Annotated in this window: 18 protein-coding genes and 2 tRNA genes; 13 read left to right on the top strand and 7 right to left on the bottom strand. The window is 43.6% G+C overall.

What is annotated here, in order from left to right:
* Positions 1–105: 105 nt before the first annotated feature.
* From AC5WJX_RS10510 to AC5WJX_RS10495, 4 genes are all read left to right on the top strand, one after another.
* Entirely contained in the window at positions 106–1,836 is a 1,731-nt protein-coding gene (locus AC5WJX_RS10510; RefSeq protein WP_494484468.1) for an ArnT family glycosyltransferase, read from the top strand.
* A 1-nt stretch (position 1,837) separates the two neighbouring features.
* Positions 1,838–2,863 (top strand): lipid A deacylase, encoded by a 1,026-nt coding sequence (locus tag AC5WJX_RS10505; RefSeq protein WP_494484467.1) that lies wholly within the window; start codon positions 1,838–1,840, stop codon positions 2,861–2,863.
* A 71-nt stretch (positions 2,864–2,934) separates the two neighbouring features.
* Positions 2,935–3,114, top strand: coding sequence for a hypothetical protein (locus tag AC5WJX_RS10500; protein WP_494484466.1), 180 nt, complete (start codon positions 2,935–2,937; stop codon positions 3,112–3,114).
* Between the two features lie 24 nt (positions 3,115–3,138).
* Entirely contained in the window at positions 3,139–4,152 is a 1,014-nt protein-coding gene (locus AC5WJX_RS10495) for an aldo/keto reductase (RefSeq protein ID WP_440430267.1), read from the top strand.
* Here AC5WJX_RS10495 and AC5WJX_RS10490 read toward each other — a convergent pair.
* Positions 4,149–4,877: a head GIN domain-containing protein gene (locus AC5WJX_RS10490; RefSeq protein WP_494484465.1), complete on the bottom strand. Its 729-nt coding sequence runs from the start codon at positions 4,875–4,877 to the stop codon at positions 4,149–4,151. The genes AC5WJX_RS10495 and AC5WJX_RS10490 overlap by 4 nt on opposite strands.
* A 121-nt stretch (positions 4,878–4,998) precedes the next feature.
* On the opposite strand from AC5WJX_RS10490, the gene AC5WJX_RS10485 reads away from it, so the two are divergent.
* Positions 4,999–5,259: a hypothetical protein gene (locus AC5WJX_RS10485; RefSeq protein WP_494484464.1), complete on the top strand. Its 261-nt coding sequence runs from the start codon at positions 4,999–5,001 to the stop codon at positions 5,257–5,259.
* Entirely contained in the window at positions 5,246–5,941 is a 696-nt protein-coding gene (locus AC5WJX_RS10480) for an SRPBCC family protein (protein WP_494484463.1), read from the top strand. Before AC5WJX_RS10485 ends, AC5WJX_RS10480 begins: the two co-directional genes overlap by 14 nt.
* A gap of 15 nt (positions 5,942–5,956) precedes the next feature.
* Here the strand turns inward: AC5WJX_RS10480 and AC5WJX_RS10475 are convergent, their stop codons facing one another.
* Entirely contained in the window at positions 5,957–6,439 is a 483-nt protein-coding gene (locus tag AC5WJX_RS10475; protein ID WP_494484462.1) for a hypothetical protein, read from the bottom strand.
* An 84-nt stretch (positions 6,440–6,523) separates the two neighbouring features.
* Between AC5WJX_RS10475 and ychF the strand changes: the two genes are divergently transcribed.
* Entirely contained in the window at positions 6,524–7,618 is a 1,095-nt protein-coding gene (gene ychF / locus AC5WJX_RS10470; protein WP_440430262.1) for a redox-regulated ATPase YchF, read from the top strand.
* 80 nt (positions 7,619–7,698) lie between these two features.
* On the opposite strand, the gene AC5WJX_RS10465 is transcribed toward ychF, so the two are convergent.
* Positions 7,699–8,553: an ATP-grasp fold amidoligase family protein gene (locus tag AC5WJX_RS10465; protein WP_494484461.1), complete on the bottom strand. Its 855-nt coding sequence runs from the start codon at positions 8,551–8,553 to the stop codon at positions 7,699–7,701.
* Positions 8,554–8,661: 108 nt separating this feature from the next.
* Positions 8,662–10,035, bottom strand: coding sequence for a magnesium transporter (mgtE, locus tag AC5WJX_RS10460; RefSeq protein WP_440430260.1), 1,374 nt, complete (start codon positions 10,033–10,035; stop codon positions 8,662–8,664).
* Positions 10,036–10,070: 35 nt separating this feature from the next.
* Here mgtE and AC5WJX_RS10455 point away from each other — a divergent pair, with 35 nt between their 5' ends.
* Positions 10,071–10,349: a hypothetical protein gene (locus AC5WJX_RS10455; RefSeq protein WP_494484460.1), complete on the top strand. Its 279-nt coding sequence runs from the start codon at positions 10,071–10,073 to the stop codon at positions 10,347–10,349.
* A gap of 184 nt (positions 10,350–10,533) precedes the next feature.
* On the opposite strand, the gene AC5WJX_RS10450 is transcribed toward AC5WJX_RS10455, so the two are convergent.
* Positions 10,534–10,608 (bottom strand) — tRNA-Arg (locus tag AC5WJX_RS10450).
* Positions 10,609–10,749: 141 nt separating this feature from the next.
* Here AC5WJX_RS10450 and AC5WJX_RS10445 point away from each other — a divergent pair.
* Positions 10,750–11,286, top strand: coding sequence for a hypothetical protein (locus AC5WJX_RS10445; protein WP_494484459.1), 537 nt, complete (start codon positions 10,750–10,752; stop codon positions 11,284–11,286).
* A gap of 4 nt (positions 11,287–11,290) precedes the next feature.
* Here AC5WJX_RS10445 and tamL read toward each other — a convergent pair whose 3' ends face one another.
* Positions 11,291–13,672, bottom strand: coding sequence for a translocation and assembly module lipoprotein TamL (gene tamL, locus AC5WJX_RS10440; protein ID WP_494484458.1), 2,382 nt, complete (start codon positions 13,670–13,672; stop codon positions 11,291–11,293).
* Here tamL and AC5WJX_RS10435 point away from each other — a divergent pair.
* From AC5WJX_RS10435 to AC5WJX_RS10425, 3 genes are all read left to right on the top strand, one after another.
* Positions 13,663–14,412, top strand: a complete 750-nt coding sequence (locus AC5WJX_RS10435; protein WP_494484457.1) for a TrmH family RNA methyltransferase — start codon at positions 13,663–13,665, stop codon at positions 14,410–14,412. The genes tamL and AC5WJX_RS10435 overlap by 10 nt on opposite strands.
* A 49-nt stretch (positions 14,413–14,461) precedes the next feature.
* A tRNA-Cys gene (locus tag AC5WJX_RS10430) sits at positions 14,462–14,535 on the top strand.
* A 36-nt stretch (positions 14,536–14,571) separates the two neighbouring features.
* Positions 14,572–14,751, top strand: coding sequence for a spore protein (locus tag AC5WJX_RS10425; RefSeq protein WP_188627233.1), 180 nt, complete (start codon positions 14,572–14,574; stop codon positions 14,749–14,751).
* 69 nt (positions 14,752–14,820) lie between these two features.
* On the opposite strand, the gene AC5WJX_RS10420 is transcribed toward AC5WJX_RS10425, so the two are convergent.
* Positions 14,821–15,849: a quinone-dependent dihydroorotate dehydrogenase gene (locus tag AC5WJX_RS10420; RefSeq protein WP_440430256.1), complete on the bottom strand. Its 1,029-nt coding sequence runs from the start codon at positions 15,847–15,849 to the stop codon at positions 14,821–14,823.
* Between the two features lie 112 nt (positions 15,850–15,961).
* On the opposite strand from AC5WJX_RS10420, the gene AC5WJX_RS10415 reads away from it, so the two are divergent.
* Entirely contained in the window at positions 15,962–17,869 is a 1,908-nt protein-coding gene (locus AC5WJX_RS10415; protein WP_494484456.1) for an ABC-F family ATP-binding cassette domain-containing protein, read from the top strand.
* Position 17,870 lies beyond the last annotated feature (1 nt).

Below are 17,870 nucleotides of genomic sequence, written 5' to 3'. Positions count from 1 at the left end.
CCAAATATAAAAAAAATGACTTTCCAGTCTTCGCTAGGGGGCCGGGACGAGTGTATAATTTCCGCTACCGAGAATATTTGATACTTTTACGCCATAAAAACTTACATGGCTCGTTTATTCCAGCGATTTGAACAGAATCGGTCTTCAACGCAACTGCTATATGTATTTCTGGGCATCTGGTTTCTCATCAACCTGATACAAGCAGCATTTACAGGGTTACATCCTGATGAAGCTTACTACTGGATATACTCTAAATTTCTGGACTGGGGTTATTTCGATCATCCGCCGATGGTGGCGGTATACATCAAGGTTGGCGACTGGCTCATGCACAATCCGCTCGGCTTACGGCTCGTTACCGTTTTTACCAATACAGCTTCTATCCTGGTGCTCTGGCACATTGTTAAGCCATACACCAAACATCTGCCGCTATTTATACTGCTTTTTAGTTCCGTGCTGGTCTTCCATGTTTATGGTTTTATCACCACACCCGATGCACCACTTTACTTTTTCAGTATTCTTTTTCTATATGCCTACCAGCAATATCTGAAGGCTTACAAGCTGGGTTGGGCTTTAGCGCTGGGACTGCTGGCGGCCGCTTTGTTGCTCAGTAAATACCATGGCGTACTGGTTATTTTCTTTATGCTGCTTTCGAATCTTGCTCTTTTTAAACGGCCATCTTTCTGGTTAGCCATGGCGCTTGCATTGCTCCTATTTGCGCCGCACATCTACTGGCAATATTTAAATGAATTTCCATCTGTTAAATACCATCTTTTTGAGCGTTCGGCGAGCCCCTACAAGTTTGAGTATACAGCACAGTATTTTCTCGATCAACTACTGATGATGGGTCCATTGATGGGCTGGTTTCTGATCACAACCGCCTGGAAGCAGCCCGTAAAACAAGACCTGTTTCTGAAAGGATTGAAATTCCTGGTCTACGGTGTTTTTGTTTTCTTCTTCTTCAACACCTTCAAAGGCAGGGTTCAGGCACATTGGCCATTAATTGAATTCATACCGCTCTTTATTTTAGCCTATGTCTATATTGCCGAACGAGGCATGAAAAAAAGCTATTACAACTTATTTGCCTTGAATATTGGTCTGATCCTACTCACACGCTTGATTTTGATCGCTGCACCTCCTGCATTACAGCGCATTAAGTTTGTGGCAAACTATTACGGCTATCAATCCTGGGCCAAGTCGATCGAGAAAGCCGCCGCAGGTCATCCTGTGATTTTTCAAGACGGATTTCAGGCACCTTCCTATTACAACTTCTATACAAACAGCCTGAAAGGATTTGGCTATAACTCATATGGGTACCGCAAAACACAATTTGACATCTGGCCTTTGGAAGATAGCCTGCAGTTTAAAAAAGTATTATACCTGCTCGATCGTCCTGCTCAGGGAGATGAGCATACCCAGATAGAGATCAGCACCAATAAAGGTCCGCTATACGGCAGGTTTATAGAGCCGGCACGACTCTACCAAAAGTTACAATTCAGTCCCGAGTATTACGATGAAAACTGGAGCGCTGCTGAAAGCAGGAACACGACTTTCCTGATTCACAACCCTTACGATCAGGAAGTTGATTTTTCTGACCTCCAGGGTCAGGCAAAGATCGAACTGCTTTATGGGTTTTACGAGCAGGGGCAGGTTGTTCAGGTGAAGTCCATCACCGAAGCATACAAGCAGATCAAAATTCCGGCAAAAGGAAGTGCCAGGTTTACTGTTGGCATACAGGCGCCCAGAAAACCTGGAAAATACAAGCTTTTTATCGCAGTCAGAACAGCGCCATTTCCCGGATCCAGAAACAGTGGAATGATTAATATGAATGTTAAATAATATGAACCATACAAACTCCTTTATTCGCAGGCTTTTTATGTTATGCCTGCTGCTATTCAGCGTGACGATCAGTAACGCACAGGAACTCGAAGGCAACCTTAGCTTTTTCGGCTTCATGGATAACCGTGAATACATGAAATCCGGTAGATACTCTCAAACAATCTTCGGTAGCAGGATATCGCCAGAGCTTGGACTAAGGATCGATAGTGTACACCGACTTCGCGTCGGCTTCAATGCACTCTATGAGTTCGGCTCACAACGCGCTAATTTCTTCGACAAGATTGAACCCGTAATTTATTATCAGTACCAGAAAAACAAAATAGATTTCTTCATTGGATCCTTTCCTCGTTTAAACCTAGTTGATGACTATCCGCGTGCACTATTATCTGACACACTCAACTATTACCGCCCGAATGTGCAGGGTATGCTGGGTAAATATGAAACCAGTAAATTCAGGGAAATCATTTGGCTGGATTGGACCAGCAGACAGACGGATATTGACCGTGAAACTTTCATCTTTGGACTTGCGGGTAAATATCAACCAGGAAAATTCTTTGTTAGCCACCACGCCTACATGTTCCACAATGCTGGTGCAGCAATAGAAGTTCCAGGCGACAACTTGCAGGACAACGGCGCTGCAACAGTCAAAATAGGTATGGATCTATCCAGATCAACCTTCCTGGATTCCTTAACAATTGCTGGAGGCGGAATGATATCGTTTGAAAGAACTCGAAGTGTATCGGATTTTGTAACCCCCAAAGGCTTTGTTGCCGACCTCTATGCTGGTTACAAGCGCTTTAGTATTACGAATACGTTCTATGCAGGAGAGGGTCATCATTTGATTTTGGGCGACAAGTTTTATGATGCTAAAACCTACAACAGAATTGATTTCGGTTGGACGCCCATCCTCTTCAAAAACATCAGCGGAAGATTTGTATTTACGTATCATTACGCTGATGGCATCATGGACAACCAGCAAGCCTTCTTCCTGAGGTATAATCTTTCAGGGTCTAAAAAGCTAAAATAAGGTAGCATTGCAGGTTAAAACCTTTTATTCTTTTAGAATGTTAATCATTAGTATTAACTAAACTGAAAGACATGAATGGATTCTTTAAAACGCTGATTGCTGGATACGGCGCAAAAAAACTTGGTGGTGGATGCTTTTCGACCATTATCATTTTCGTATTGATTTATTGGGCACTTGGTCAGTGCAACAAACAAACCCCTCGTGCCGCTGCCGAAATTACAACGCCGACACACGTTCAGCAAAGTAGATAGCATTCAGATTTAACAAGAACCATTGTGGAATATAAAAGATTAGGTGGGTCAGGACTAAAGGTGCCTGCCCTAAGTTTTGGCACGGCAACGTTTGGCGGTGGAAACGAGTTTTTCAAAGCATGGGGAACAACTCAGGTTGATGAAGCAAGACAGCTTATTAACCTTTGCCTGGATGCGGGATTAAACCTGTTTGATACCGCAAACAGCTATTCAAATGGCATGTCGGAGGAGATCCTCGCAGAAGCATTGAAAGACATTTCAAGGCATGACTACATACTTTCAACTAAAGGAACCTTTCGTATGGGGCCCGGCGTTAATGACTTTGGCTCTGGAAGATACCACCTGAGCAAAGCACTCGATGATAGTCTAAGACGCCTTAAAACAGATCACATCGACATCTACCACATGCATGGCTTTGATGCAAGCACCCCCATAGAAGAGACACTAAGTACGCTGGATAATTTTGTGAAACAAGGCAAGGTGCGGTATATCGCCTGTTCTAACTTTTCCGGATGGCACTTAATGAAGTCACTTTCCATTTCGGAACGGTACGGCTGGAGCCGCTATGTCGCCCATCAGGCGTACTACTCTTTGATTAACCGGGAATTTGAGTGGGAGCTTATGCCTTTGGGCATAGATCAAGAGGTTGGTACCATCGTTTGGAGCCCGCTGGCATCTGGTCGCCTGAGCGGAAAAATCAACAGGAATAATCCTGCACCTTCAGCGGATAGCCGGTATAGCCAAGGTGGCGGGCAAGGTCCGGATGTCAGTAACGAATTTCTGTTTAACATTGTGGATGTTTTGCAGGAGATTGCTGAGGAAACCGGAAAAAGCATCCCACAGGTTTCCTTAAACTGGCTGCTTCAAAAGCCCACCATCAGCAGTCTGGTTGTAGGCGCAAGGAATGAAAAGCAACTGAAAGAGAATCTAGGTGCAGTAGGTTGGAATTTAACACCTGAACAAGTCGCACGACTTGATCAGGTGTCGGATGTTACGCCAGTGTACCCATACTGGCACCAGCGTAACTTTCCGCATTAAATCTTATTCACACCACCGGATCCAATCACGCGTTTCTTTACACTGGCATTGCCACTGTAATTTACCTGAGCGGATCCGCTGATCAGGGCATCAATTTGTTGATCGGCATGAATGTCAACGCGTCCTGCCCCACTCATACGGGTATTCAGTACATCAACCTTCAGGCTTTTGCCGGCAAATCTGGAGGCACCACTCATGGTGATGTCTGCGCGGTCTGCCCTACCCTTGATATCCAGATGTCCGGAACCACTGATTACAGATGTCAGCTTATCCACGTCAACAGTTGCCGAAACCCGACCACTTCCGCTGAGGGTAGTTGTAAGTTCCTCAGCATTGATGGTTCCGCTTACTTCAATGGAACTGTTTCCGCTCATGGTCAAACTGGTCAATGTTTTCGCCGTTACATAGGCTACGATCTTTTTATCTTCATACTTCTTAGCCCAGCTGGTGATGCTTGGCTTTGGCCGGATAACTAAGATGTTTCCTCTTACCTCCATAACCAATGACGCTAATACCTCTTCATCTGCCTCCATTCGAAGACTTTCCGTGTTCCCTATCTTTACAAACACCTGAATCGGACCCTGAATCGCCAGTCCATGAAAGTTCTTAACATCTGGATTGCTCCTTAGTTCATAGTTGTGAAATGTAGAGGGCAAAACTGTCGATGCTTGAAGGCCGGAACTTGCCAATAACGCTCCAAGTAGGAATGGATATACTTTTCTCATGTTTTTAGATTTAACAATAAGACGTTGATCGCTCCAAAAAGTTGCATGGCGAGGGGCAAAATTTTAAGTTTTAAAACAGAAGAATCTAAAAACTGTTATTAATTGTACTTAAACAACGATCATGGCAGACTTAGGAACAAGTAATCCCGACTTCAAAATTGAAGTTTCCTTAAACGGACAGCAGAGAAATTTACACGTTAAACCAGACGAAACAAGTGACAGTATAGAATACTTTATCGTATTTGACGATGAGAATGAACTTACTCAAATTCGCTTGGAGTCAGAAGGTAAATGGGAGCAACTATGGGGTGAGCTGTCGGAAGAGGATGTTAACACCATTGGTGAGGCGATAACTAAAAAGACAAAAGATGGTAATTCATGATGAAACATTAAAGCTGCGCTCCGGGAATTTCTCGATACAAAGGGAATTCCGACGCAACCTCGGGTTCAAGGAACGGCTTGTTTCCGTGTTCTTGGGCGGAGCACTCTTGAGCAAAGGCATAGCAAATCCATTTAAATCCAGATTCTGGTATGGAGCATACCTGACCTACCGTGGCTTCTCAGGAAGATGTGTGATCTATGATCAACTCGGTATTGATGCCCGGAAGCAGCATGCAGTAAATATCAAAGGTGAGTTTGTAATTGACAAACCCGCTCAAGAAGTTTACAGCTACTGGCGGAACCTGAGCAACATTCCAGCAAGCATCAATCATTTGATGGATGTGGAGATGGTGGATGAAAATTTATCTAAATGGAAATCCAATGTACTTGGAAGCTTTCTCCCGATAAACTGGGAAGCAGAAATCGTGAAGGATGAACCTGGGCACTTGATTGGTTGGAGAGCAGTAAAAGGTTCAATGCTGCCTCATGTAGGCCGCGTAGAATTTGAGCAAACACCCGATGGTGCAGGAACCTTGTTAAAGATTGTATTGTCGTACCGGCCACCGGCAGGCGGACTTGGTGTAGGGGTTTCGAAAATGATGAACCCCGTATTTGAAGAAATGCTTGCCAAGGAAATTAAAACCTTCAAACATAAGATTGAAAACAAAGCTCCTGCCTTTTAGCAGGAGCTTTGTCATTTATGCTGCTGCGATACCTGCTCCAATGCTGAACAGGATGATCATGAGCACATATAAAGAGATAAATACAATGGTTAGAATACCCCAGAACTTAAATATGGACTTCAACTTTGCCATAGCCTCACTCAGGCCTTCCTGGCTTCCATATAAAACCGCGAGCTTAGCGGAGCTGGAAAACTTGTACATCAGGAAACTTGGGTAGAAGTATACCAAAGCAAGTAAAAGATAAAAGAATATAAATAGTCCCGACCCCATCGCTGCCAAACCTGAATAAGCAGGAATTTCGGCCATGCTGTCCATCACAGAACCAACACTAAGCGCCACCATAACCATCAATCCGGTTAGGATAAAGCCTACAATGGAAAGAAACTTTGTCCATTTCGCCGTTTCGTAAATATAGCTGCGCACGTCTTCCGTAATGATAAGCCTAATCGCACTATCCTCTTCCTCTTGCCCAATTTCCGGCTCATTATAATTTTCCATATTGCTCTATTCCGCGTTGATTTATGTGGCTAAACTTAAAAATTATTTTTGATACCTTTGCGGCGAATCTAGAAAAAATCATTCATGGCATTACAATGTGGTATAGTTGGTTTACCGAACGTCGGAAAATCTACTTTATTTAACTGTTTATCAAACGCAAAGGCCCAGGCGGCCAACTTTCCATTCTGCACCATCGAACCGAATATTGGCGTTATTACTGTTCCTGATCATAGACTTACAAAGCTTGCGGAGCTGGTGAAGCCGAATAAAGTACAACCAAATACCATCGAGATTGTTGATATCGCCGGACTAGTAAAAGGCGCTTCGAAAGGTGAGGGACTTGGAAATCAATTCCTCGGAAATATCAGGGCTACAAGTGCAATCATCCATGTGCTACGCTGTTTTGAAGATGGTAACGTTATTCATGTGGATGGCTCTGTAGATCCCGTTCGTGATAAAGAAATTATAGACACCGAACTTCAGCTTAAAGATTTGGATACCGTAACAAAACGTATTCAAAAAGTTGAAAAAATGGCCAAAACTGACAAGGAAGCAAAAAGAACATTTGACATCCTCAGCATTATAAAAAACCACCTGGAGGCTGGAAAATCCGTACGCTCCGCAGCGGTTGAAGCCGATGACTTTGAGTTTATCAAAGATCTGGGTTTGCTTACCCAAAAGCCTGTTATGTATGTCTGCAACGTAGACGAAAATTCGGTCATCAATGGAAATGAGTACGTTGACCGTGTACGTGAGGCGGTGAAAGATGAGCAGGCAGAAATCCTGATCATTTCTGCGAAGATTGAATCTGAAATTGCGGAACTTGACAGCTACGAAGAACGTCAGGAGTTCCTAGCTGACCTGGGACTTACCGAGTCGGGCGTTAACAAGCTTATACAAGCAGCTTACCGCTTACTTGACCTTTACACCTACTTTACTGCGGGCGTTCAGGAAGTGAGAGCCTGGACCATTACCAAGGGTTTCACTGCACCTCAGGCCGCAGGTGTTATCCACACCGATTTCGAAAAAGGCTTTATCCGTGCTGAAGTGATCAAGTACAATGACTTTGTAACACTTGGTTCTGAAGCTGCCTGTAAAGAAGCAGGAAAGCTGGGCGTTGAAGGAAAAACCTACGTTGTTGAAGACGGCGACATTATGCACTTCCGTTTCAACGTTTAAGATTTTAAATCCATTTATAAATAAAGGGCAGGTGAATAATCACCTGCCCTTTATTTATAAATGAATCTTGATATTTATTCTTAGATCTCGCCCGGGCAATATTTATCCCAGTAGTTTAACAGCAACTTCTTTCCATAGCTGGTGTACATTTTCCCCATAGAAGGTGTAGGTGTAAATTCACCGAACACGGCACCTTTAGGCGTGGCATAAAAATCCACTCTTACAAAAATATCATAGGCTATACTGAGTTTTCTCGCCTGTTCCACCATCTCTTCATAACATTTAGGCTTCGCCGGTTCATACCGATGCGGGTACAGGCTATTTACCATCTTTAGCTTAGTCCACTTTTCGTCGTAATAAGAACCATTTCCAGTACTTGGGCTTTCGCGATTGATCACCCAACAACATGCAATTTCACCCTTGTAACAATAGAACTTGTAATCAGTTTGAATGCCATATTCGCCTTGCTCATTCTGCAAGAATTCTTCAACCAGCACTTCCAAACCAGGCCGCTCTGAAATCATCTTCTTCAGAATTGCTCTTATTTCCTCATGTTCATAACGGGTATGATCAAAAAGGTTTTCACCATCTTTCATTACGAAAACCATGGCCGAACCAAAACCAATTGTGGGTCTGATTACGTAATTATTGGGCAATGAAGCAAAATCTATGTTCTCGACATCAGCGCCTTTAAAATATAGGTCAGGCAGTCTTGATCCGAATTTTGCAGCAAACTCCCTGGAGTTTGCTTTATTGCTGAGCTTGCGCTGCCAATTCGGAGCATCTCTCCATTTCTCTATTGGATCATTTGCATTGTGTTTTACCAGTTTAATCTCCCTTGCATCAGGTGCAGACCAAAAGACGTCATTCCGTTTTCTGATTCGTGAGGGAAACTCGCCGCGGTTTTGCAGCAGGCTCTTAAGTTTTCTAAGCATTTTGATAGGTTTATATTAGGTATTTAGGATCAGTATTAAGGCGGATTAGGAGCCGCCGGCTATTTAACGTGTAATTGAGTTGTTCTTACATAGATTCAGCTAAAAAAATTACAGAAGTACGTCTTTGAGAAACATTACCGCAACAGAAAAATAGATGATTAAGCCGGTAACATCCACCAATGTAGCCACAAAGGGCGCAGAAGAGGTTGCAGGGTCGGCACCTAATCTTTTCAGCACAAGGGGCAGCATAGAGCCGGATAAAGATCCCCATAGCACTACGCCAACTAAGGCTACACCAACTGTTAGGCCGATGAGCAACCAATGCGGGCCATAGATGTCCGTAAACTGCGCCCAGGCAAATATCCGTAGAAACCCTATGGCGCCCAGTGCTACCCCAAGCAAGAGCCCCGATTGAATTTCCCTGCGCATAATACGCCACCAGTCGCTAACGGTAATTTCACCAAGAGCCATAGCCTGTATAATTAATGTAGAAGCTTGCGAACCACTATTTCCTCCGCTCGAGATGATTAAGGGAACAAACATGGCCAAAATAACGGCCTTCTCAATATCCTCCTGAAAATGTGCCATTGCAGTTGCAGTAAGCATCTCTCCAAGAAAAAGCACCACCAACCAGCCGATACGCTTTTTCACCAGTCCGAGCAGCGGCATATCCAGGTAAGGCTCATCAAGTGCCTGGGTACCCCCTATTTTGTGAATGTCTTCAGTATACTCTTCATTGGCCAGCCAGAGGATATCATCAACGGTCACGATACCAAGTAAGACGTTGCTGTCATCAACAACGGGCAATGCTACACGATTATTCATCCTGAACACATTGATCGCCTCTTCCTGGGGATCATTGGCATTCAGTGCGATGGTTCGATTATCGGCCAGATCACCAATCTTGGACTGTGGATCGGCTAACAATACTTCCCTGATCCGGATGTCATCCAGCAACACACCATCATCATCAATGACGTAGATGACATCGATGGTCTCAGAATTTTTGCCATACCATCGGATATGTTCAATTACACGAGCGATGGTCCAATGCGTTTTCACCGCAACATAGTCCGGTGTCATCAAACGTCCAACGCTGTTTTCCTTATATCCAAGCAACGATAAGGCTTCCAACCTGTCTGCAGCGGGAAGCAGGATGATCAGCTTTTTAACTGCATCCCCTTTTAGCTCGCTGAAAAGCGCTGTTCGATCGTCGGGAGGAAGTAAGTTGATCAGTTCCGCCAGTTTAGTTCCAGGAAGTTTTTTTAAGATACGCTCCTGCGTTGGAAAGTCCAGAATTCGGAACACATTTACGGCACGATTTACCGCAAGTGTATCGATGAATTTGACGGCATGTTCCGGAAGTTCATCGATGAGATGTTCGACATCAGAAATGTTGAGGTTGTCCAGATAGTCTTTTAATTGAGCATCATCAGCCTGCTCCAATAATTCAACTACTTCTTCCACAATCATTTCTTCCATAGAATCCTTTTTTACATGTCTGCCTGTTTACAAGATTGCAAAAGTGGGTTTTTATTTTAAAAAAAAACGCTTTTGCTTTATTTAGTTCACATTTTCTACGAACACCTTTAGTTTCTAAAAACAATGCCAAAATGCACTCGAAGCTGCCTGCAAAGCACAACAAAATTGAAGCAGCTTTAAACAAAGAGTACATGCCTGAGTTGACAGTCAAGTCTGCATCAGAGATGTTTGCAATCGCTTTTCCTAAACAAATCTTAATTCGTAATTTGAGCAAAACAGAAAAGGGCAACCCTCCGGCTGCCCTAATCCATTAACGCTCTCAGGACAAATGTACCGTAAATGTGTTTCGAAATAGCCGCAAAATGACAAACGTGAAGGATAATGTGAATATTTGAACCCCAGCGAACATGTTTTGAACGAAAGCAGGTAAAGGCAACACCAATGTTGGGGAAACTGCTTAAAAAAGAAAAGCCTCTTATTGATATCTAAGAGGCTTCTTGGTGTTCCCGACGAGATTCGAACTCATATCGTCTGAACCGGAATCAGAAATTCTATCCATTGAACTACGGGAACATGGCGCAAAGATATACAATCCCACGACATATCATTAAACGTAGATAAAAAATTGCCTTGCAACATCGGCGAGGCAAATTATGAAGCAGTATCAATAAAAACACGCGGTTTTACTACATTTGAATAATTTTCCAACCAACGATGCTTAAATTAAGATTCGGTTTTTTCCTGCTCCTACTCACTTTGAGCAATGCTGTATTTAGCCAGAAATTAGACATTAACAACTTTATAGTCAAGGAAAGCCTGCTTAAAAACAGCAAACTTGCAATCATTGCAGCAGACTCCCTGGAAAATCCTCAGGAGACAATCAACGGCATTTACACCTTCACGGTAAGCGGATTTTCACAATCCCTACGCTTCCACGACGGCGTTGCGATTGTCCCGCTGCAGCTGGAGCGCTCCGCCTTTGTCTACATCAAACACACCAACGACCAAGGCACGCATAGCAAACTGGTATATGTTCATAAAAAAGATGGAAGCCTAAACCCTTACACGGTAAATTCCATGTGGTTGGTGATTATCCCATTGATTATTGTAGTGCTCGTTTTTCTTTTCAGGAAGCTGCTCATCCTGGGCATCATCATTTTCCTGATCTTAATTTACTTCAATCACAGCAGCGGCTTGGGCATTGGTACCTTCTTCGAAACAATCTTCGACGCGCTTAAACGGCTGTTTTAGCAACTTAGAAAGGTAGACCGATTCCGAAATTGTATTGCACAAAACGATAGCCGTCAGGACTATGTGTGCGGAAGTATTCATCTTTAAACTCCTGTCCACCGCTGAAGAACTTCTTGATCACCCACTGATCGCCACCCCGGAATTGCGGATCCTTTAACTTCAGGCCCACATCGAAGCGGAAGACAAAAAAATCCACATCGTAACGGAAACCCAGTCCTGTACCTATGCCCAGCTGGTTTCCAAGTTGCGCAAACTTGAAAGTTGTTTCTGGCTGATTATTGTTGGAGTTGATGTTCCAAACGTTTCCGGCATCCAAAAACACGGCACCTTTCAACTGTGCACCGAAGAACTTGTCGAGCAGCATATAACGGTATTCCAGGTTTGCTTCGATGTGCATTTGCCCCAACTGGTCTATGCCATAAAGCGTTCTTCTGTTTTCCTCATTCGGGATGCGTTCTGCACGATTATAATTACCAGGACCAAGGGTTCTTGCCTGCCATGCCCGAACGCCATTAGAACCACCCGCGTAGAATAACTTTTCAAATGGAATTTCTGTCGAGTTGCCGTACGCATATCCCGCCCCGGCATTTATACGGGCTACAAACTGGCGTGCACCGCCAAGACTCTTATAGTAGCGAACATCCACCTCAGGGCGTACATACTGGTTAAATGGCAAGCCGAATACCTTCGCATAATCACCAGCTGCTGGATTATGTCCGCCGCCGCCGATGCTGGTAATGCCCTGAAGCAAGTTACCCGCCATATCGATATTTCCACGGAAGTAAAGAAAGTCTTCCGTGGAGAGTAACTTGTTTGCATTAACCGTGTAGGTATATTTTACCCCCAAGGTGATATCTCTACGATCCAGCAAGTTGATGTTGTAAAGATTAGACGCAATAAGTTCTTGCCCTTTCTCCGTTGTGGTGTCAATCAATAGCCCACCAAAGCGATATTCAAAATTTAATGGCGTCAACGAGTGTCTTTTGGTTTTTGTCTCTACCCAGTCGTAGGTGATCGAGTTCAAGAATACCTTCCTGTTGAATAGGTTTTTCTGCAGGGAATAGACGTAACTGGATGAGAATGTTGTAAAGGGCATCCCGCTTTTCCCCATCAAAGGTACATCAAAGGGCACAATAAGCCTTGGTACCGCAAGGTTTGCACTCACCGAAAAATCACGCTGGTAGATCTCGCTGAATAATGAACGACCATTTCCGATCCTCGATTGCAAGCCGCCTTTCACCTGAAACTCAAATCGTTCGGCGCCACGAAATATGTTGTTATTGGTATACGTATTACTCAAGGTAAAACCAACAGTTCCCGCATTAAAGGGCACTTCGCCTTCGATCCGGTTACTCATCCGCTTTTGTGGAATAAGCCTGATCAGTGGCTCTACCTTGTTGGAGCTGTCTTTGGCCTTTAAATAATCGATCTTTACATTCTTAAAGACATTTAGCTCATAGAGCCTATCATAAGTGAGTGCTTCATTTCTAATGTCATACTTATCGCCGGGCTTTAAAAAATCATATCGCACAATGGGATTGCGCCGGAAGTTTCCTGAGATATCCGTAAAGCGGATGTCCCTATAGCTATTTGGATTTAATTTAATGCTGTCACGTTGTGGAAAGCCATCGGGAGAAGGTGCAATTAAAATGTTGGTCTGACCGATCGTAAAAACTTCATGCCGGCTCCTGCCTTCTGGATTGTCCACCTGCAATTCCACGTTTACCTTGTTGTTATTCAAGTTCGAGTCTACAGAGAATTTCACATACGGACGCAAAAAGTCGTAATAGCCATTCTGCTTCATCAACTCATAAATTTGCTCTCGCTCAAATGCAAGTGAATCATCGTCGTACTGCATACCGGAATGTAAACGGCTGAATTGATGTTTGTGCTCGATATAAAGCTTTTTCATCGCACTATCTGCAATGTCAAACCGCACATCATTCACTGAAAAAGGAAGCCCGGGTTTTGCCTTAAAAAGCACATCAGCACGCTGATTTTTGACCGCTATCTGCGCATCAACCTGAGCTTTAAAATAGCCTTTACTAACCAGGAACTTTTCAATCTGATTCCGCGATATTTCTACCAGGGCACTATCCAACACCGGGGCGGGTGAACCTACGGCCTTCGTTTTAAACAACCCGTAAAAGAGATTATATAGCCCTACGTTTATTCCGAATTTGGGTGCCGGACGAATATCTTTCTGAACATAATTAAGTGCTTCCTCATTATAACGCTTTGGCACACTATCAATTTCCACATTCTTAACGATTGCCTGATAGTCCTGAATGTATTTTGTAGAAGAACATGCGGTAACAAAGAGAATAATAAACAGTAATATTGCAGGAAGTTTGTGCTTCTTTTTATGATTCAGGTATGCTTTCAAAATCTCAGATAGGGTTTATTAAATCGTTACACCAAAAAAAGTACCGTAAAGCGCATGGGCTATTTATTGTAGAAGGTCTGAAAACTTTAATGGAATTTTTTTCTTCAAAGTACCAGATACAAAGTATCTATTATCTGCCTCAATACCAATCTTTACTACCTAAATTGGCTTCAAATATAAAGTTATTTGAAGTAAACAACGCTGAACTCGAAAAGATTAGTACGCTGCAGGCCCCACAGGGAATTCTTGCATTAATTGCAACTCCGGAGAACCACGTGATTGCTCCGGAAGCATTATCGGCTGGATTCTCGCTGGTACTTGATGGCATCCAGGATCCGGGTAATATGGGAACCATAATCCGTACGGCCGACTGGTTTGGTTTTAAGCACATCATCTGTTCTACAAACACGGTCGAAGTCTTCAATCCGAAAACCGTGCAGGCAACTATGGGTTCACTGGCCCGCGTTGATATTTGCTATACCAGCTTGCCTACATATTTGCAGCACCTGAAAATACCAGTTTATGCTGCAATGCTTGATGGCGAGAATTTGTATCAGGTTGAATGGCAACAGGAAGGATTGGTGGTTCTAGGTAACGAGGGTCAGGGGATCTCTGATGAAGTCGCCAATTTGATCTCCAGCAAAATCACCATTCCACGCATTGGAGCCGCTGAGTCTCTGAACGTTTCAATTTCCGCTGCAATAATATGTGCCGAGATTAGTAGAAATTTATACAAATAAGTTGCAACCTAAGTTATATTTACTATTTTTGCAGCCTGAATTATAAAAGGGTCGAGTGGCCGAGTGGCTAGGCAGAGGTCTGCAAAACCTTCTACAGCGGTTCGAATCCGCTCTCGACCTCCAGATTTATTTAAATTTAAAAACTTAAAGGGTAAGACCATGGCAGTAACGAGATTAAAAAGAAAAGACAGAAAAAATAAAACAACTTCTCGTTTAGAAGTTAAACGTTTGAAATTAGCAACTAACATTGAATTAGGAAGCCGTTCACAACAATCGACTACCAATCAATTGGCTAAGAACAATGCAATCCTTGCACAACTAGTTGCTGCTAACGGTTAATCTGCATTAAAGCATAAAAAAAGCGGTCATCTGTAACAGGTGACCGCTTTTTTTATGCGCTGGTTTTTTCTACACGAGCGCCTTACATATTCTTTTAACCAGTCCCGGCCCCTCATAGATAAATCCTGTATAAAGTTGAATCAGTGAGGCACCAGCCGCTAGTTTCTCTTTTGCATCTTCAGGACTGTGTATCCCCCCTACCCCGATAATCGGGAAAGAACGACCGGACTTGTCTGCAAGATATCGGATAACCGCAGTAGACTTTTGCGTCAACGGCTTCCCGCTAAGTCCGCCAGCTTCTTTGACGACCTGAGCAGGACTATAAAGTCCGTTACGGTCAATAGTGGTGTTTGTCGCAATTACCCCTGCGATCTTGGTTTCCTGAACAATCTCTACAATGTCGTCTAACTGCTCGTTCGTTAGATCTGGGGCAATCTTCAGCAGGATCGGACGACTAACGCCGTTCACCAGGTTTCTTGCCTGCAAAGCGTTTAAAATATCCTTTAAAGGTCCTTTCTCCTGAAGGGAACGAAGGCCTGGTGTATTCGGTGAGCTAACATTCACCACGAAGTAATCCACCACATCGAAGAGCCTGTCAAAACACTTAATGTAATCGTTTACGGCTTCTTCATTGGGGGTATTCTTATTCTTTCCAATATTTCCGCCGATAACAATTTTAGAATCTTTGGACTTGAGCAGGCGTAGCCTTTCTGCAAGCGTATCCACCCCTTTGTTATTGAAGCCCATACGGTTGATGATGGCATTGTCATCCACCAGACGAAACATTCTTGGTTTGTCGTTGCCTGGTTGAGGAAGCGGAGTAACGGTACCAACCTCAATGAAACCGAAGCCGAGGTTACTCAATGCCTCAATATACTCACCGTTTTTATCGAAACCTGCGGCTAGGCCCACAGGATTGCTGAATTTGATTCCAAAGACCTCTCGTTCCAGCCCTTTGATATTTACTCCAAAACTGCTTCTCAAGATCGTTTTTCCAAACGGAAAGTGTGTATTGAACCAGTTTAGCCTACGGGTTACAAAATAGTGCGCTTTCTCCGGATCAAGCTGGAAAAAAACAGGTTTTATAAAACGGTACATAGGCACGAAGATAATAATTTCAATAGGCTTCGTCTTCAAATTGTTAAATAAGCACGGCCTAGCGGAATCCTAACACCAATTTTGTAGCTAAAAATCGTATTTTTGCGCACAAATGATTTCAATAAACGACTTAACCTTCCGAATTGGCTCCAGAGCCTTATATGACGAAGCCAACTGGCACATCAAACCAGGAGAAAGAATAGGCCTGATTGGTGCTAATGGTACCGGAAAATCCACCCTTCTTAAAATAATTGTTGGCGAGTATGCTCCTTCTGAGGGTACGATATCCATGTCTAAAGACCTGAAGATCGGCTACCTTAACCAGGATTTACTTTCCTACGACTCGCACCATAGTATTCTACATGTTGCCATGGAGGCATTCGAGCGCCAGAACAGACTACACGACGAGATCGAAGAATTATTGAAGAAGATTGAAACGGATTATTCGGAGGAAGTCTTAAATAAACTGAGTGATAAACAACAGGAATTTGAAGCTTTAGACGGTTACAATATCGAGTACCGCGCCAACGAAATTCTTGCCGGTCTAGGCTTCAGCGCAGATGATCAGCACAGACCATTAAACACCTTCTCCGGAGGTTGGAGAATGCGTGTAATGCTGGCCAAAATCCTGCTCCAAACACCAGATATCCTGCTGCTGGATGAGCCGACCAATCACATGGACTTACCTTCCATCAAATGGCTGGAAAATTACCTGATGAGCTTCGAAGGTGCTATCGTCATTGTGTCACACGATAGGTACTTCCTGGATAAAGTTGTAAATAAGATCGTTGAATCGCGTAAAGGAAAATTGACCCCTTATGCCGGTAACTATACCTTCTACCTGGAAGAAAAAGCTTTGAGAGGGGAAATCCAAAAAGGCGAGTTTAAAAATCAACAGGCTAAGATCAAACAGGAAGAGCGCTTAATTGAGCGTTTTAAAGCCAAAGCTTCTAAAGCTAAAATGGCGCAATCCCGTATGAAAGCCCTTGACAAAATGGAACGGGTGGAGGATGTTGACGACGACAACCCAACAGTAAACTTTAAATTTAAGTTCTCTAAACCATCGGGTCGACATGTCATTAAAATCGAAGGTGCGAACAAAAGCTATCCAAACGTAGAGATCCTGAGAAATGCGGAAGGTTTGATCGAGAAGGGTGATAAGATCGCCTTAATTGGTGCAAACGGTAAAGGTAAATCTACCCTGTTACGGATCATTGCAGGTACCGAGAAGTTTGATGGCGCTTGTGAAACCGGTCATAATGTTACCACCACCTTCTTTGCGCAGCACCAGCTGGAGTCCCTTCACCTGGACAATACGATTCTGGAAGAACTTCAGGCATTTGCGCCTAAACATACAGATACCGAGCTTCGTGGTATCCTGGGATGTTTCCTTTTCACCGGAGACGACGTATTTAAAAAGATCCGTGTATTATCCGGAGGGGAGAAATCCAGGGTTGCGCTTGCTAAATCCCTTACTACAGATTCCAACTTTCTGATTCTGGATGAGCCAACCAACCACCTGGACATACAGTCGGTAAACATCCTGATCCAGGCTTTACAGCAGTATGAAGGTACGTTCATTGCAGTATCCCACGACAGGTACTTCCTGGATAATGTTGCCAATAAGATCTGGTTCATTGAAAACATGGACATCAAAGAATACCCTGGAACTTACGCGGAATACGAAGAATGGAACAGCAAACGTGTACAACCTGCACCGACACCTATTCCAGTGAAAGCACAGAAAGAGGAAAAACCTAAGGTGCAGGAAAAACCTGTTTCTACGCAAAGCCAGCTAAAAAAGCTGAACGACAAACTGCAGAACATCGAAAAGGAAATTGCGGCATTGGAATCTCAGGTTAAAGCAACAGAAGCGGAACTTGCAGACGATAAGGTTTACGGAGATCAGGCGAAACTTGCCGAGATCAATAAGAAATATCAGGCGGATAAACACCTGCTTGATGCTGCACAGAAATCATGGGAGACCTTGGCTGCCGAAATCATGGAACTCGAGAACTAAC

The sequence above is a fragment of the Pedobacter sp. NEAU-ZC8 genome, assembly GCF_059278965.1.
This window is presented reverse-complemented; position numbering and strand designations above follow the sequence as displayed.

Coding starts and splice junctions, on each gene's coding strand:
- AC5WJX_RS10465 (WP_494484461.1), bottom strand. CDS start 8,553: ATGCTTAGAAAACTTAAGAGCCTGCTGCAAAACCGCGGCGAGTTTCCC.
- AC5WJX_RS10435 (WP_494484457.1), top strand. CDS start 13,663: ATGCTTTCAAAATCTCAGATAGGGTTTATTAAATCGTTACACCAAAAA.
- AC5WJX_RS10500 (WP_494484466.1), top strand. CDS start 2,935: ATGAATGGATTCTTTAAAACGCTGATTGCTGGATACGGCGCAAAAAAA.
- AC5WJX_RS10505 (WP_494484467.1), top strand. CDS start 1,838: ATGAACCATACAAACTCCTTTATTCGCAGGCTTTTTATGTTATGCCTG.
- mgtE (WP_440430260.1), bottom strand. CDS start 10,035: ATGGAAGAAATGATTGTGGAAGAAGTAGTTGAATTATTGGAGCAGGCT.
- AC5WJX_RS10425 (WP_188627233.1), top strand. CDS start 14,572: ATGGCAGTAACGAGATTAAAAAGAAAAGACAGAAAAAATAAAACAACT.
- AC5WJX_RS10420 (WP_440430256.1), bottom strand. CDS start 15,849: ATGTACCGTTTTATAAAACCTGTTTTTTTCCAGCTTGATCCGGAGAAA.
- AC5WJX_RS10445 (WP_494484459.1), top strand. CDS start 10,750: ATGCTTAAATTAAGATTCGGTTTTTTCCTGCTCCTACTCACTTTGAGC.
- AC5WJX_RS10415 (WP_494484456.1), top strand. CDS start 15,962: ATGATTTCAATAAACGACTTAACCTTCCGAATTGGCTCCAGAGCCTTA.
- AC5WJX_RS10490 (WP_494484465.1), bottom strand. CDS start 4,877: ATGAGAAAAGTATATCCATTCCTACTTGGAGCGTTATTGGCAAGTTCC.
- AC5WJX_RS10475 (WP_494484462.1), bottom strand. CDS start 6,439: ATGGAAAATTATAATGAGCCGGAAATTGGGCAAGAGGAAGAGGATAGT.
- ychF (WP_440430262.1), top strand. CDS start 6,524: ATGGCATTACAATGTGGTATAGTTGGTTTACCGAACGTCGGAAAATCT.
- AC5WJX_RS10485 (WP_494484464.1), top strand. CDS start 4,999: ATGGCAGACTTAGGAACAAGTAATCCCGACTTCAAAATTGAAGTTTCC.
- AC5WJX_RS10510 (WP_494484468.1), top strand. CDS start 106: ATGGCTCGTTTATTCCAGCGATTTGAACAGAATCGGTCTTCAACGCAA.
- AC5WJX_RS10480 (WP_494484463.1), top strand. CDS start 5,246: ATGGTAATTCATGATGAAACATTAAAGCTGCGCTCCGGGAATTTCTCG.